The sequence below is a fragment of the Haladaptatus salinisoli genome, assembly GCF_020614375.1.
In the GTDB taxonomy this organism is placed as follows: Archaea; Halobacteriota; Halobacteria; order Halobacteriales; family Haladaptataceae; genus Haladaptatus; species Haladaptatus salinisoli.
The window spans coordinates 966,278-981,727 of sequence record NZ_CP085327.1 but is presented as its reverse complement, the minus strand read 5'-3'; the positions used below and the strand labels follow the sequence as shown (position 1 = coordinate 981,727).

13 protein-coding genes and 3 pseudogenes are annotated in these 15,450 nt (G+C 59.7%); 6 read left to right on the top strand and 10 right to left on the bottom strand.

From position 1 onward, the window contains the following. Positions 1-17: 17 nt before the first annotated feature. From LIX00_RS05435 to LIX00_RS05420, 3 genes are all read right to left on the bottom strand, one after another. Positions 18-1,319, bottom strand: coding sequence for an ABC transporter substrate-binding protein (locus tag LIX00_RS05435; protein ID WP_227355186.1), 1,302 nt, complete (start codon positions 1,317-1,319; stop codon positions 18-20). A 339-nt stretch (positions 1,320-1,658) separates the two neighbouring features. After that, complete coding sequence (locus LIX00_RS05425) at positions 1,659-2,750, bottom strand: tyrosine-type recombinase/integrase (RefSeq protein WP_227355185.1); 1,092 nt, start codon at positions 2,748-2,750, stop codon at positions 1,659-1,661. Continuing rightward, positions 2,747-3,220 carry a site-specific integrase gene (locus LIX00_RS05420; RefSeq protein WP_227355184.1) on the bottom strand — a complete coding sequence of 158 codons (474 nt, stop codon included), beginning with the start codon at positions 3,218-3,220 and terminating at the stop codon, positions 2,747-2,749. The genes LIX00_RS05425 and LIX00_RS05420 overlap by 4 nt, the downstream gene beginning before the upstream one ends. 163 nt (positions 3,221-3,383) lie before the next feature. Here LIX00_RS05420 and LIX00_RS05415 point away from each other — a divergent pair. After that, positions 3,384-3,905: pseudogene (locus LIX00_RS05415) on the top strand (secretion system protein); the annotation flags it as partial. Positions 3,906-4,457: 552 nt separating this feature from the next. On the opposite strand, the gene LIX00_RS25935 reads toward LIX00_RS05415, so the two are convergent. The 3 genes from LIX00_RS25935 to LIX00_RS05405 all read right to left on the bottom strand — a co-directional run bounded on the left by LIX00_RS25935 (position 4,458) and on the right by LIX00_RS05405 (position 7,501). Then, a complete protein-coding gene (locus tag LIX00_RS25935) occupies positions 4,458-4,586 on the bottom strand; it encodes a hypothetical protein (protein ID WP_255679352.1) in 129 nt (42 codons plus the stop codon). Between the two features lie 55 nt (positions 4,587-4,641). Continuing rightward, entirely contained in the window at positions 4,642-6,936 is a 2,295-nt protein-coding gene (locus tag LIX00_RS05410; protein WP_227355182.1) for an ATP-binding protein, read from the bottom strand. Positions 6,937-7,201: 265 nt separating this feature from the next. Beyond that, entirely contained in the window at positions 7,202-7,501 is a 300-nt protein-coding gene (locus LIX00_RS05405; RefSeq protein WP_227355181.1) for a glycosyltransferase family 2 protein, read from the bottom strand. A 301-nt stretch (positions 7,502-7,802) separates the two neighbouring features. Between LIX00_RS05405 and LIX00_RS26100 the strand changes: the two are divergent. Next, a pseudogene (locus tag LIX00_RS26100) lies at positions 7,803-8,021 on the top strand (polysaccharide deacetylase family protein); the annotation flags it as partial. Here LIX00_RS26100 and LIX00_RS05395 read toward each other — a convergent pair. Next, positions 8,018-8,989, bottom strand: a complete 972-nt coding sequence (locus LIX00_RS05395; protein WP_227355179.1) for an asparaginase — start codon at positions 8,987-8,989, stop codon at positions 8,018-8,020. The pseudogene LIX00_RS26100 and the gene LIX00_RS05395 overlap by 4 nt on opposite strands. Positions 8,990-9,485: 496 nt before the next feature. Here LIX00_RS05395 and LIX00_RS05390 point away from each other — a divergent pair, with 496 nt between their 5' ends. Next, positions 9,486-9,929, top strand: coding sequence for a universal stress protein (locus LIX00_RS05390; protein WP_227355178.1), 444 nt, complete (start codon positions 9,486-9,488; stop codon positions 9,927-9,929). Positions 9,930-9,980: 51 nt separating this feature from the next. On the opposite strand, the gene LIX00_RS05385 is transcribed toward LIX00_RS05390, so the two are convergent. The 3 genes and pseudogenes from LIX00_RS05385 to LIX00_RS05375 all read right to left on the bottom strand — a co-directional run. Further along, entirely contained in the window at positions 9,981-11,318 is a 1,338-nt protein-coding gene (locus LIX00_RS05385) for an MFS transporter (protein WP_227355177.1), read from the bottom strand. A gap of 416 nt (positions 11,319-11,734) precedes the next feature. Next, the gene (locus LIX00_RS05380; RefSeq protein WP_227355176.1) at positions 11,735-12,811 is read right to left on the bottom strand and encodes a DUF7972 family membrane protein; all 1,077 of its coding nucleotides are present in this window, start codon (positions 12,809-12,811) and stop codon (positions 11,735-11,737) included. Positions 12,812-12,942: 131 nt separating this feature from the next. Further along, positions 12,943-13,051 (bottom strand): annotated as a pseudogene (locus LIX00_RS05375) (S1C family serine protease); the annotation flags it as partial. A gap of 80 nt (positions 13,052-13,131) precedes the next feature. Here LIX00_RS05375 and LIX00_RS05370 point away from each other — a divergent pair. From LIX00_RS05370 to LIX00_RS05360, 3 genes are all read left to right on the top strand, one after another. Continuing rightward, entirely contained in the window at positions 13,132-13,461 is a 330-nt protein-coding gene (locus LIX00_RS05370; protein WP_227355175.1) for a hypothetical protein, read from the top strand. 281 nt (positions 13,462-13,742) lie between these two features. Then, positions 13,743-14,825: a DUF7972 family membrane protein gene (locus LIX00_RS05365; protein ID WP_227355174.1), complete on the top strand. Its 1,083-nt coding sequence runs from the start codon at positions 13,743-13,745 to the stop codon at positions 14,823-14,825. A 424-nt stretch (positions 14,826-15,249) separates the two neighbouring features. Further along, positions 15,250-15,438: a DUF4177 domain-containing protein gene (locus tag LIX00_RS05360; RefSeq protein WP_227355173.1), complete on the top strand. Its 189-nt coding sequence runs from the start codon at positions 15,250-15,252 to the stop codon at positions 15,436-15,438. The last annotated feature ends 12 nt before the right edge of the window (positions 15,439-15,450 follow it).

Genomic DNA, 15,450 nt, shown 5'->3' with positions numbered 1-15,450 from the left:
GATAGCGGGAGTAGGGGTTACGCTTGGAACGCGTCCCGGATGCGCGTGGCGGTGGAATCGACGTTCCAACTCTCGGTGAACCCCGCGAACGCTTCTTCCATGTTGCTCTTCACCTCGGGGACGACCGCCGACCCGTGCGCAATGGTCGTCGGCTGACTCTGCGAGTTCTTGAAGTCCTGGATTTGCGACCGGAGGAACGGGCCGAACGGAGCCGTCGGGACGTCCGTTCGAGGCGGAATCGACCCCTTGACGGGGTTGAATCGACGCTGCGCGTCGACGGTCGAGCAGTAGTCGAGGAACTTCTCGGTCGCGTCCGGCGAGGGATTGTTCTTCGGGTATACGAACGAGTCCATCACCATCGAGTACACGCCGTTCGTTCCCGGGAACGGCACGTAATCCCACTGCTGTTGGTAGCCGAAGTTTTGTGCGGCTTCGTACTGACCGGCCGCCCAATCTCCCTGCTGGACGAACGCGGCCTCCCCGTTTATGACCTTGCTGTTCGCCTGGTCCCAAGAAATGGAGCCGGCGTCCCGGTTGAAGTGTCTGCGGTACTGCTTTACCTGCTGCAGCGACTGCCTGATCTGACCTTGGTGCTGCCCGGCGTTCCCGCCGACGAGGTCGAGGAAGGCTTCGCTCCCGTGCTGACCGATGAAAACGGTCTCCCAGAGCTGGAGCGTCGTCCACGCTTCCTGGGTCGAGTGGGCCAGCGGCGTCGCGTTCGTCTGCGAGGACACCGTATCGAGCGCGTTGCTCAGCGCCGCCGGGTCGTTGATCGATCCCGGATCGACCCCCGCTCGCTCGACGATGTCCGCGTTGTAAAACAGGTTGTTCAGGCGGTGGATGTTCAAGGGAACTGCGACGTAGTTGCCCGCCGGCTTCGCCGCGTTCCTGACGCTCTCCAGGTACGCACTCTCGACCTGCTGCGTCCACACGCTATCGCCGATATCGTTGAGGACGTTTCCCTGTACGTACGGTGCGAGCGATTGCCCGGGCCAGATCTGGAACGTGCTCGGTGGATTCTGGTTGAGCACCCTGTTTTGAATCACCGTGTCGAGGGCGCTCCCTGCACCCCCTGGAGCCGGGTTGTTCTGCACTTGGACGTCGGGATACTTTCGCTTGTACCCGTCGAGCAGCGCCTGAATCGCCTGCTTTTCCCCGCCGGCCGTCCACCAGTGAACGATCTCCAGCGTGTTCGAACCGCCTCCCTGTTGGGCTCGAACCCCGGAACCGGTGAGCGCGGCGAGTCCGAGGGCGCCGCCGGTGCCTTTCAAATACGTTCTCCGCGTGATGCCGTTTCTCTCGGTGGCTGGTCGAACCATCGTGGAACCCCCTTCCCTACCCCCTAGGGAAATGATAACATAGAAACCATCTTAACAACCTAATATCTTTTGGCCATCGCGTCGGAACGGTCGTCGTCGGGTCTGGGTTTTCCGTTTCCAGCCTCGACGCAAGGGGTCGTTCAGTTCAAGCGGCCGGTTGACTCTGAATAGTACATACCGACTTTAGAACGCCTACATACCGTTCATCCCCTACCACGACCGCCCTAACAGCATCGGCGAAGGGTCGCGCAAGGTCCGCCTGCCGCACGGGACGGGCGTCTCGCTCACCACCCGCGACTACGAGAGCGACTACAAGCGCGTGACGATGGTCGAAACCAGCTATAGGAGTTGATAGATTTCTTGACGATACACTGCTTCGATATCCTCGTAGTATGTGTGAATGTAGTCGTCAATCCCAGCACAATCAGTAATTGACTCACTATCAGGTCGATCACCACGCAGATACTTCACGAGGGGACGTGGCAAATCCTGTTTAATACGCCAAAAGGTCGTAAATCGATGTCGTCCGTAATGGCTCAAGACAGGACGATGGTGTTCTGTCTCAGCATACTCTGGATGAAACACATTCCGCCAAATCTGATTTATATCGTTTCGATTCAACTGGTGGCCCTTTTCGCTGAGAAACACCCACGGTGTGCCATTGTCAGGACGAACGAGCAGATACCGCGTGAGAACGTCTTGGACTTCCGTATCGAGTGGTAATACTCGAGGACGACCGGATTTGTTCCCGTATCGGTCGTGGGGGATGTACACCCCATTCGGGCGTCCGTCTAGCATCCAATGGCTACTGAGGGTGTAGTGATTCCGAAGATTATCGTCTCGGAGATCCATTTCACCGAGAACCAGATTGCAGACCTCCGTAGCGCGAAGTCCGAGTTTGAGTTGTACGAGGATGATGGCTAAATCACGTAATGTCCCGATACGACCGACGAACTCTCGAAGTTCCACAAGTGGAATTCGCGGGAGTGGCTTCTTCTCGGGAGCATCCAGCGACACTGTCTGCTTGATGATGGTGAATGGATTGTACTCCGAAGAGTGTGGAAAGCTCGGAGCGGTCTGCCAATACCGATACACCTCTTCGAGTTTACGGAGTTTCTCCTGCACTGTATCCGGATGATTTCCCTTCTCATCACGCTCTTGCTCGATAAACGACCGGAGATGCTGTGCAGTCGGGCACGCAGGATGACGATCCTGCCCCTGCATATGCGATCGCCACTGCCTGAACACTCGGTGATAGTCGTCGCACGTTCGTGGTGCGACAGCCTTTGCGTCAAGAACATCATTGACGAACAACTCGAACGGATCAACGCCTGCTGATTCAAACATCTGCTCGTACTCCGCTAGTGGATCGAGATCCAATTCGAACGCATCGGCCAGCCGCTTTCGCTTCGCGTCTAAATCGTCGGTCATTCGCGTTTTCTCCCGCGGCTGATTTTCTTCTCCCAGACGATACCAGCGTGGTCGAAATTCGCAGCAGCCATCAAAACGGGATGATACGTATGCGGGTGATTAGGATGGTTCTGAAGCCATTGATAGAACCGTTCAAGCTTCACCCAGTAGATGTTGTACACCGTATTGAGTGATACTTGATCGAGCAGGTCGGCCATCCACGCTTCCACATCGGCAGGACGTGCGAGTGCGTGGTGTCGTCCGCGTGTAGCGATATGTGCCTTCCACCGTCGTCCAGCCAGTCGATACTTCTCTTTCGTCCGGTCTGAGTCGAATTTCTCGAAGAGAAACTCGGTCAGAAAGGTTTCATAGGTATCGTTGCCTTCGTATTGGTCGTAATACTGTTCGAACCGTCGCTCAGAAGGAACGTCGTCCAGTTTTTTGTAGACGCCCATCCGATCCATCGGGTCTGGTGATTGTGTTCGAGACATGGTTCACCGGCCACTGTGTCGCGGCCGTCAACAGGTGACGGCCGCAAATAAACGTGGTACGCGCTAGTGGCCTCGGTTTCCTATTTCAACTTCAGTGTGAACAACAAAGAGTGGTGTTTGGAATTGGAGGTGCGATTTAGTAAGAATGATTCTCATTCGCGTTGGCCTCATCGGAACCACGCACGCCGAGAACGTCGAGAAGCTCGTCAATCGGGTGGTCGAACAGGGACTGCCGGCGTATCTCCTGCGCGAAATCGACCTCGTCGTCTTCCCGCGGCACGTCGACGGGAAGCGATACGTGGGCGAGGTCGTCGAAATCGTGAGCGAATCGACGTTCGAGACGCTCGACGGTCGCTGCGGAACGATTCGCAAGGACGGGACGACGATTCACTGGAACACCATCGCGTGGCGCGACCACGACGGTACGTTCCACGTGGAGTACGACCACGCGCAACTCGGGGACGACGAGCGCGAAATCGGATTCCAGTTCTTCCGCCGACTCGCCGACCGAACCGACAGGAGCATCGAGGCGGTCGAAGCGGAGTTCCACCGCAAACATCGCTACGTTCAGTATCTGGAACGCGAGGGCGTGACCGACTTCGAGGACCTGTTCTCGTTCCTCGCCGACCTGCAGAACAACGAGGCGGCGACGGTCGAACGCGTCTCGCGGGAGGTGCGCGGTTGAATCTGGCGATACGCCCCGTCTCGAACTCGAAAACACCAGAATCCGACGGTCGGGGACGCAACCTCCGGTCGCCCGACGGCCCAAGCCGCCAGCGGCCGTAGGCGACGAACGCCGCGAGGGGCCTCGAGGCCGACGGGACGAGCGCCGGCGCGCCACCGCCGCCCGCCGGCTTACCCGTACCCCCTCGCTTTCGCTCCCTAGCCGAAGGGGCGCGACCGTCCCCCCGTTCGGGTATAAATATCGCTTCGGATAGCCGCCGATAGCTACTCGCGCCTCGTCTCTAATCTACGGTTGTAGGGAGAACGCGCGGACGCGGTCGAACCGTAGCTCAGCACTTTGTGACAACCCACCCATCGACGCTCTCCCTGCGCCATGCAGCTTTCGTTCGAAACGCTCGGGCGTCGGCTCTCGGGTTTCCGGCGCGAACAGGAAGTCAGAGGCGTGACGAGGAGGGGGTCAGCGTGATGGCGCCGGACCCAACCTCAATCAGGGGAGCAGGCTTCTCGTCACGAGAGTTACGTTCGTCGGGTTCGGTAAATGCTTTGTGGGGAGCTAACACGCACAGAGGAGGAACTCGTCGATACCCGACCTGGCCGTCGCGGCGTTTCGGCCGCGGAAGTCGAAGACCGCCGGAGTCTCGCCGACCGACGCGAGGGTCGCCTTCGCCGCAGGAAGGCGCATCTCGATACGTTCCGTCCGCGTAGAGAGGAGCGCCGGAGCGTGTCCCTACGGTAGTTCACACGGTGAGTTCTTCCAGTCGGTCGTCGCTGATCGCTTGGTCGAGGAGTATCTGTCCCGTGCCGCGCATCGCCGCGCTCACGATTTCTGAAACGTCCACGTCGTCCTCGTCGAACTCCTCGTGGAGTTCCATGTACTGCGCGACCGCGTACAGCGTGATACCGGTCTTGTACACGCGTTTCACGTACTCCTTCCCGGCGTCCGTCAAGGTGTGCGCCGTGAAGAACTGCCGGAGCGGCGCCGCGTCCATGTTGATGTGGAGGTCCAACTCGTCGTCGTAGTCCATCACCTGGACGACGGTGTCCTCGTCGAAGGCGCGGTCGTACGAGTCCCAGTCCTCCTCGTGAATCGGATGCGTGTTCGGCAGTATCATGTCCTCCGGGGCCGCCCCGTGCGCGTTCGCCGCGGCGCGCGTTCGACCGCGGTCGTCGTTCGCCTCGACGTACTCGACCGCGAATCGCCGTTCGAGCGTCTCCTCGCCGTCGGTTCCCGCGGGACGCGCCTCGACGCGGACCGACGTTCGCTCGCCGGGCGTCGCGTCCTCGCCGGGTTTCAGCGTGAGCGTGAGAACGCCGTTGAGCAGTCGCGTGGATTTGACGACATCGCTCGGGGAGACCGCGACCGAACCGGGGTCGTCCCGTATGAGGAAGTCGTTCGGCGCGTCGAGGACGAGTCGCTGCCTCGCCCGTCCGTCGACCGGCACCTCCTTCACGAACTCGGCGTCGCCGCTGGAATCGGGGTCCCAGACCTCGTAGTCGTTCGGCCCGTGATACGTTTCGATGAGGTCGAGCGTCTCCGGGTATCGGTGGTCCGGTTCGTCGCCGACGGCGGCGTCGCGAACCCGCGGCGGTTCGATGCGGTCGCCGGTGGCGAAGTACCGTTGGAGCGCCGGATTGCGCTCGAGAATCGTCATCAGCACGTCCTCCACGAGTTCGTCGGAATCGTCGCCCGGGAGTCGTTGCCGCCGACGCTGCTCCTCGTCGACGAGGATGTCGTTCGACGCGACGAGCGATTCCAGTTCGCGTTTCAGCGTGCGTCCGACGGAGCTGTTCCGCAGTCGGTCGCGCGACGCGGGGAACAGGTCGACGACGCTCGAATCGTCGAGGTCGGAGAAGTCGACGAACACGAGGACGTCGCCCGCGACGTGCGGTAGACTGCACCGATTCCTGATGAACGTTCGACCCTGGTCGCCGTGCGTCTGCCCGTTGATGGCGAAGAAGACGGCCTGCTCGCGGTGCTTCTCGCCGCCGACGAAGTGCCGGTTTTTCGCCGTCACGGGGTCGTATCCGCGTTCGTGTTCGAACTCGTCCGCGCTTCCGAGGTCGTCCAGCGCGTCGTCGTCCTCGAAGAGGACGATGCGAACGTCGCGGGTGCCGAGCGTCGGGTCCTCGAAATCGTACGCGATGGTCTGGTCGGCGGCGATCAACTCCTCGTACGCGTCGAGCGTCGAGAACAGGCCGCGCGTGGTCGCCGCGTCCGGCGACTCGCCGCGGTCGTCCTCGAACGTCAGCGGCACCGGCGAATCGAGCAGGTACCGTTCGAGCCGGTATCGAAACGTGGTGGTGAACCGCGACCCCGCCTCCGCGTTGTAGTCGAACAGCTTGATGACGGTGCCGGCGGAACGGCCGTCGACCGTCCCGCTGAAGGTCGGCACGTCGCCGCCGAGCGTGAGGTACTCGTAGCGGTCCTTCGCCTTGTTCTTTCGAATCAGCGTCCAACTCCACTCCTCGGGGCGCTCGACGCCCGCCGACAACACGAGCTTGTACCCCTGCGTGCCGCAGAAGGGGAGGACGCCGGAGCTCCCCATCCCGTACTTCCCCTGGAGGAACTCGTACTCCTGTTTTATCTTTCCGGGCTGGAGGAAGCCGAGGAACGTCTCCTCGAACCGCTCCGGCGGCTGTCCGCAACCGGTGTCGGAGAGCGTCAGCGAGACCGACTCGTCTCCCGCCCCGTCGGCCGCGAGTCGTATCTCCTCCTCGTTAGGGTCGACGAGCGCGTCGGCGGCCGCTTCGAGCGTCCCGAACTCGTCGCCGGTGTACTCGTCGCCGACGCGCTCGTGGTAGTTCTTCAGGAGGATGGCGTCGATGCTGTTGACGACGAGTTCCGTCATCGCGGCCATCGGGTCGGCCTGCTGGTTCTCGACGATTCCGTAGTTGTTCTCGATGCCGCCGAGCGGCTTCCAGACGGCGGTCTCGAAGGGGAACTCGGTCAGCGCGGCCGTCACGTCGGCTTCGGTCTCGGCCGCCAGTAGCTGTGCAGCGTCGTCTTGCGTGGTGTTGTACTGAATCGACATGGTATCGGTGCAGCAGTTGTATTTCGGGATGCTGCGGGTGCGTTTTCGCGCCTCTCGAACGCTCCGTATCGCGGTTCTGCGCCGTCGTACGAGCGCTCTACCGCGCTACCGTTAGTAGTAACTTGACGTGGTTAAATATCTCGGTCGTTTCCCCGAGGAAACGCCGGAGGAACGGTCGAAGTCGGCGATTATCCTCGAATTCGATTCCCGAAATCGTCGATGGTCGCGAGGGTCGGAACCGTACCGTTCGCGGACCGCCGACGGACTAGGTTAGCGCGTCGACGACTCGCAAACCGGGCCGACCGAACAGCGACGCGACCGCGTCTCGAACGTACCTCGGTTCGTCCTCGGGCGTGTGGTAGGCCGCGCGAGCGAACGAGTCGACGGCGGCGCGCTCGCGGTCGAAGCGCTCGACGACCGACCGGGCTCGCGCCTCCTCGGTTCCGTCGACGACGATGACCTCGGCGGGTCGGTGCGTCTGGTCGGCGACGCTGTCGAGGGCTTCGCGAAGTCGGTCGTTGCGGTGGTACGTCGGTACGACGACGGACACCGTTTCTCCACCCATCTGACTCCCCCGGCGGTCGTTCGGCCGAGGAAAACTAAACGGCTGTGCCCCGACGGAGAGCTAAGGAGACGGCGCTCGAACGGGATTCATGAGCAGTAAGGAGCGCAAGGACGCGATGTACGAGCACCACCCGTTCGGGGAGGCCGCCGTCGAGGAGCGACTCGAATCGGCCAAAAAGTACCGCGGCCGAGAGGTCCTGGTCGCGGGGTGCGGTGCCGGTACCCGGCTGTTCGACCGCTACTTCGAGGGGGCGAACGTGACCGGTCTCGACCAGTCGTCTCGCGCGATCGAGTTCGTCCGGGCGCAGTTCGACTTCCTCTGTAACCGCCGCGGTGCGGGCGTGTACACGCTGACCATCCATCCGGACGTCCACGGCAAGCCCCACATGATTCCGCTCCTCGAGGAGTTCATCCAGCACGTGAAAGACCACGAGGACGCCGAGTTCCAAACGCTCGAAACCGTCGCCCGAAAGTACGAGGACGACCCGTCCGTCTACGAGAGCGACGGCGAGTACATCTAGTCCTCGAACGGCGCTCGAATCGATTCGAGGTCGTCGCGTTCGGACAGCGCGAGCGTTAGCTTGAGGCGCGCCTTCTGCGCCGACAGGTCCGCCGCGAACATCGCGCCGTACTCCCGAAGCTTCGCCCCGCCGCCCGTCCCCCCGTAGACCGGCGCGGTTCGGCCGGCGACGCACCGCGACGTCACGACGACCGGAACCCCGTCGTCGACCGTCGCTCGGACGAACCCCCCGAGTTCGGCGGTGACGTTTCCGAGTCCGGTCCCTTCGACGACGAGTCCGTCCGCCCCCCGGTCGACGGCCGCCTTCCCCAGCGTCTCGTCGACGCCCGCCCCGCTCCGTAGCACGTACACCGACGGGTCGAGCGATCCGTTCTCGAGAGGCGTCGTTTCGCTTCGCGGTCGGCGGAGGATTCGAACGCCCTCGCGGTCGACCGTGGCGACCGGGCCGACGCCGGGGGAGTCGAACGCGTCGAGCGCGGACGTGTGGACTTTCGTCGCGAATCTGGCGGCGTGAATCGTCCCGTCGAACGCGACGAACGTTCCGCCCCACTCCTCGTTCGCGAAGGTTCTGGCCGCCTCGAACGCCGTGACGAGGTTCGCCGGCCCGTCCGCGGACACCTCGTCCGGACGCCGCTGCGCCCCGGTGAGGAACACCGGCGTCTCCGGTTGCAAGGTGGCGTCGAGGTAGTACGCCGTCTCCTCCATCGTGTCCGTGCCGTGCGTGACGACGACCGCGTCGACGGCCGGGTCGCCGACAGCGTCGCGGACGCTGTCGGCGATCGTTTTGAGCGTCTCCGCGTCCATCTCGTAGCTCGGGATCTGGGCGACCTGCTCGACTTCGAGGCCGTCGACCGCGTCCAGTTCGGGTGCGGCCTCGACGAGTCGGTCGCCGCTCTCCGTCGGCACCGCACCGTCTTCGCCCGACGTACTGGCGATCGTCCCGCCGGTGCTGAGCACGGACACGTTCATGAGCGACGGTACGTCTCGCAGGGGAAAAAGAATCGGTGCGGGGTTTCAGCGCGCGTCGGTCGTGGCGAGGCCGTTCGAGTGCTCGGCGTTCCTCTCGATTCGGTTCTCGGGTCCTGTCGACGCCGCGGGAGCGTGACGATATCGGTGCGCTGCCTGCAGAGCGTGCGTTTGCCATCTCAGAAGTGCGCTTCGTGCGCGAGCAAGGGGATACTCGCGCATCGGGGCTGGGGAAATCAGCGATGTAATCGATAGCCCGCGAGGGAGAGAGGACGGGTAGTGGCGATCGCCAGTCGCACGTAACGGGTGCGCTCGTGCGAACCCCGTCGGTAGGAACAGCGTCGCGAACCCGTTAGTACGTCTCTCGGTCGTGATCTCAGCTCGAATCGCTGAGTGAGCGATAGGGTGGAACGGCGTGCTGTGTCAGCGAGTAATCTCGTCAGGGGGCTGGTAGACCCCTGTAACCAACGTTATCCGTGCGGACAAAGAACGTTCGAGCGTGTTCGACCGAATTCTCATCCCGACGGACGGTAGCGACCCAGCCAAGCCCGCGGTGGAGATGGCGCTCGATCTCGCCGAAGCCCACGACGCCACGCTTCACGTGCTCTACATCGTCGATCAACCGACGTCCGTCTCGGGAATGGGAGAAGGATTCTCCGGCTTGGACGATCTCTTGGAGGCACTTGAAAAGCGAGGGCAAGAGGCGACGAAAGCTATCGTCGAACAAGCTAGGGAACGGAATATCGAGACGGCAGCGGCCGTTCGCCGCGGAAACCCGCACGACGATATTCTCAGCTACGCAGAGAACCACGATATCGATGTTATCGTTATGGGAACCCACGGGAGAACTGGCGTCAAACGAGCCCTCCTCGGAAGCGTCACCGAAAACGTTGTGCGTCATTCCGAGATCCCCGTGCTAACGGTTCACCGAGACCCCGAATAATAAGGGACGGACAGGGACACCGTACTCGTTCCCTAGGTGAGAGGAGCGTGATTAGTGGAGAGCCGCTTCGGCAGCGGTTTCTTCGGGCTCCGAAATCAGCCATTTGAGCGCTGCTGCAGCGACGACGCAGAGTACACTCAGGACGATGAAGACGGCAAAGCCTCTCGCGTAGCCGATGTGTCCGTACGTGTCGACAAAGAGTCCCATTAGCGGAAGGATGACGAGCGTGCCACCGCCCCCGATGCCGCTGATCCAGCCCGAGGCCCCACCGACGGCCTCCGGGACGAACTTCGGCACGAGCTCGAACACCGCCGCGTTGGCAAAGCCCATCCCGGTCCCGAGCACCATCATCCCGAGGATAGCCGGCCAAAAGCCGGTGGCGACGGTCATGATTGCACCGCCGAGCGCCATCACGGCGAAACTCACGATAGCGACGATTTCACCGCCGAAGCGGTCACTGACGCTGCCGGCAGGAACTCGGATGAGCGAACCGTAGACGATGAAGATTCCCGCTAAGAGGCCCGCCGTGGTGAGCGTGAGTTCGTGGAACTGTTCCCAATAGGTCGGGAACCAGGCTGAGAGGGAAGTGAACCCGCCACCGAAGGAGACGGTGTAGAGGAAGACGAGGATCCACGTTCGGCGGTTTCTCGCGGATATCTTCAGCGAGTCCCACGCGCCTCCTGAGGGGAAGATATCTTGACCGAGCTCCTCGGCTATCTCCTGTGATTCCTCCGGAGTTTTGCCTCTCTCGCGGAGTTGGAAGTAGTACGGGTCGACGGCGTACACGGCATAAATTGCGGTGACAACGAGAAGGAACACCAACCACGCCGAGTACGCCATGGTCAGCCCCCAGATACCGATGAGGACGGGAAGGACGTAGACGACCATTCCCGGACCGATGTTGCCGACACCGGCGAACGCGCCGAGTGCGAACCCCTGTTTGTCACTGGGGTACCAGTAGGAGGTCTGTGTGATTCCGGCGGAGAACGTCGCACCGCCTGCACCCGCCAGGAATCCGAAGATCACCAGGATAGGGTAGAGACTCATATCGAAGTTCTCCGGATAGGTCAAAAACAGCGTGATGACCAGGCCCACTGTCCCCACGATCGTCGAGGTCATGAGGATGAGAAGCGGTTTCCGTCCGCCGACCTCGTCCACCCACGCACCGAACGGAATTCTGAGGATGGCTTTACTGAGATGCGGTGAACCGAGCAAGAGTCCGTGGAGTACACCTGCGAGTGCCAGGTGCTCTTCTAGTATCGGTCCTGCCGCGCCGTAGAAGACGATGGTGGTGAGGCCCGCATAGAAGACCAGTGTGGACATGACGAGGCCCCGTTTGGGCGTCCCCGTAACGTTGAGGTCGTCCGCTGATTGCCCTGCTTCGGTCATTATTCGGTTCGGATGGGCTTCCGTTGTCTCCGATACGCGACTGGACCTCCATCGGTACCTTCGGGCGTGCAGCATTGCCATCGCTCTCTATGGATATTTCTTGGAGTCATCTTCGTACATTTTGATCACGGCGACGGCCCCTTGTCTTTGTCGAATTATTTTTTGAGTGTCAGTTTGTCAGAACTCGAAATCAGCATTTTCAGTTCCTCGTCGGTAGTGATAAACTGGCGTAGATTGGCGCTTTATCAAATGGATTATCCTTCGACGGCTAGGGGAACGACGTCCAGAGACGTTACTCTCCCCCCGCCGATTCGAGAGTCCGTGGTTGTGCACCCTGCCTATCGACGGAGGGTGCACGGTCGTCGACGGAGCGTCTCTGTGAGGAAGTCGCTCCCAACGTCGATCGGAGGAACGATTCAGTCGTATTCCTTTGTCGTCTCCTGAGGACCCACTTTCTCCCCTTCGAAATCGACGCGGGGTACGAACGGACCAAAGTCGGCAGTTCGAGCCGCGATTGAAGCAATCCGGAATGTGTACACTAGGAGGACGATAAATGGGAGGAAGACGAAGGTGACGGCGACGCTGACGATAAGCACGAGCAGTGCCGGCGCGCCGATGGTCTGGACGATCGATGGGTAGGTCATCATGAAAATTCCACCACCGAGCAACGTCGGGAAGCCGACGATCAGTAGCACCTTCGAGAGATTGGCGAGTTCGTGCTGCATATACAGCGTCTTGAACGTCTGGCGAGCGATCGCGAGGTAGCCGAGCAACTCAACGAGTTGGTCGAACGTCTCGAGGGCGTCCTCCGAAAGCTCATCGGTGTAGTGTGTTCGAATCCACCGGGCTGCGTATAGGTGCGTACCGTTGAAGTGACCAAGGATCGACGATAGCGCGTCGAACGTGCCGAAATCAGCGCCTTCGAGCGATTCGGTGACGAGTTCGCCTTCGGTCGTGACTGCTTCGACAAAATCATTGACGGCTGTAGCGCGATTAGGATCAGTCATTCGATCCGAAACCGAGCGCAGTTTCTCAGACCGATCGATGACGGTATCGACGATGAGTCGAAGAAAGTCAGCGGGTGCCGCCGGACTCACCGGCGTTTCAGTTAGCGTTTCGATCTCTCGGCGAAACGTCGTCATCCCTTCGAACCGCTCCGCAAGATCGCCCGGCCAGCCGAGTTCCTGGGAGAGCACGAGCTGATTGATCGCGAGCACGATCGTAATGAAAGGCAGCGTCCCGCCGACGATCGCGGCAACAAGCGTCGTCGCGGTGTTAGATTCGGTGACCGGAATGTAGCCGGCCAAGCCGATTATCGTACACGTACCAAAGACGATGATCGAGAATAACCCCGCGATCGTGTACCGATTTCCGTCGAGTAACACCCACCGTTTCATCAGCGACTCGCGGGGGCGTTCATGGACGAGATCGCTTTCACTCACCTGCTCGTCGATCCGCCCGTTAGCGCCGGAACCGTACTCGTCCGCGCTCATGTTGGTGATACCAAGGGGACGACGGATAAGTATGCAATGCGCCGCTGATTCTGTGGCTGGCTGCACGAATTGTACGCGCTAATTCGTCAGCTACCCGCAGTGAATCAGAGTCAACGGATTCCAAAGAGAACAGAGTTAACGACGCCGACAACTTCGCCATCAAGCGTGACGGGTGGGCCGCCGCTGTTACCCCAGGTTCACCGGTACATCTGTTCGAATTGTATCGGGTATAGCGAAGTTCGCATTCGGATTCGGTAAGGGTAACGGGAGCTTCGGACTAACGGAGGCGATTTCAATTGTACTGGGAGGGATGATTGGCGGTGGAATTTTATGCAGTTCTCGGTGTTGTTACTCAAATCGCGGGCGGTTTGACGCGGTTTGCCGTCCTTCTAGCGGGCATCACCGCGATATGCCTGGGATACTCGTCTATCGAGTTGAATACACTCGTCACCGACAAAGAGGGCGAGAACGGTGGTAGGTCGGTGACGTTTGTTCGGGCGTTCACTGGCAACTCCTCGCTCGCTGGGATGGTCGACTGGACGCTACTCGTCGGTTATACCGAGTCAATGGCGATGTACGCCTTTGCGTTCGGAGAGTTCACCCTCGCACTCCCTTTCGTGCCTGAGTCGCTTGGAGGACTTCCTCTGTGACCCGCTGTCTCCGTGTTCGTCGCTGCGGGGGTCGTTGGACTGAACCCTTTACGTACACCTTCTCGAAGCAAAAAGTCCAGTACCAATTGTAACTGTGGTGACGAACCTATCGTTTGCAGCGTCCGACTGATCCTCGATGCACTCTGCAAATATTTGAAATACTGGTAGTAATGTCGCGAGAGACGATCTGTTTGAAGTAGAATGCCGAAAAACCAGGGCGAAACTACCGAAATTGTCCCCTCGCTGTTCGATATCATGGTATTTAATTCACGAGTTAGCGTATGACGCAGTATATGAGCAGCAACACGGACACCGTCTCACGACCAGCCGATACGATGCGTGAGCGCGTCGGTGAAACCCGCGTAAAGATATGGTTCCTAATCAGCGCGAACCGCTGGCTCGTCACCGGTGTCATTCTCGTAAGCACGTATATACTTCTCCTTGTTTCCCACCTATTTGGCCCCAGTACACCGCAGAAACTTGCTACGACCAGTGGAGTAGTGTCACTGTTCGGCTCGATGGTTATTGCCGTTGTTACGAGTGTTACCCTCGTCCTATCCATCTCCCAATTCGTACTCGCCGAGGAGATCGGTCCACTCGGTCAACAGCGCGAGCGTATGACGAATGAAACCGAATTTCGCGAGGACGTAGAGGAAGCGGCGGGAATCGGCGTGGCTCCGGTCGAACCCTCTCGATTCCTCCGGACGCTCATCGAAACGGCTGATACGCGTGCGAAGACGCTCAACAATGCGGTCACTGGAACCGCCAACTCCGAACAGCTTGAAGAGGTTACTGAATACACGGATGGACTCATTGAGCACAGCCAAACTATCACTGACGACCTAGCAGATGCAAAGTTTGGCTCGTTCGAGACGCTCCTCCCCGTCCTGAACTATAATTACTCGTGGAAAATATTCGCTGCGCGAACCCTCCAGAACAAGTACGCAGATTCGCTCTCAACCGAGGCGAACGAGGCATTTGACGACTTGATCGAATCGCTTCAGTTTTTCGGCCCAGCGCGTGAACACTTCAAGACCCTATACGTCCAGTGGGAGATCATCAATATCTCGCGAGGCGTACTGTATGGAGCGATGCCAGCGCTGGCGATCGCGGGCTATATGATGCTCGAGTTCGACGCCTCGAAAATTGTTGGCACGGTGTTCGGCGTCAGCACCGCTTACCTCGTCGTCAGTGTCCTTTTTGTACTCACACTCGTCCCATTCGCCGTGTTGCTCGCCTACCTCCTTCGCGTCTTAACGGTGATGAAGCGTACACTCGCGATCGGGCCGTTCATTCTTCGGGAAACACAGCAGTTAGAGAAAATTCGCCACGAGGAGTCAAGCGAGATTCGATCGGAAAAGTGATATTTATGTCGAAACGGGCTTGCGAGCGCGAACTGAAAGCTGCGGGAGTTTTTCAAAGTAGGAATACACGTTCTACGACCGAGGAAAGGTCAAACAGAGCGCGATGAGGATAGCGAGATCCATGCTTTCCTAGCGGAAATCGAATTTATACTGAATTAATAGCCGGACGATGAATAACGGGAGACACTTGGTCGAGAACGGGGTGACACCGTCGGCGAGCGCTGAGAAGGGGACTAGCGTCGTAGCAGAAATGAATCAAAATCGGCGGCGGTCCCTTGGGCACTCGTAGAGCGAAAAACGAGGGTACGGTTCATTTGAAGCGGTTCTTCCGATTCTGAACCGCGGTTATTTCTACGGAAGTTATCTCGACGATAGGGGGCGTCGTTTATCGAATACTTTTGCCTTTTCAGTCATTACATGAGATATGGCGAACCAGCAGTACGAGTATCGGGTGGAACCGGTGTCTATTTCTCCAACAGAACTTCAAGATGAGCGACGAAAAATCAACGAAATACTCAATGAATACGCGAGTGAGGGATGGGAACTGATCGATTCGATCAGAATTGACAGTTCATCGTTGCTTTTCGTGTTCTACCGTCCAACCGACTCGTAGCGAACGCATTTG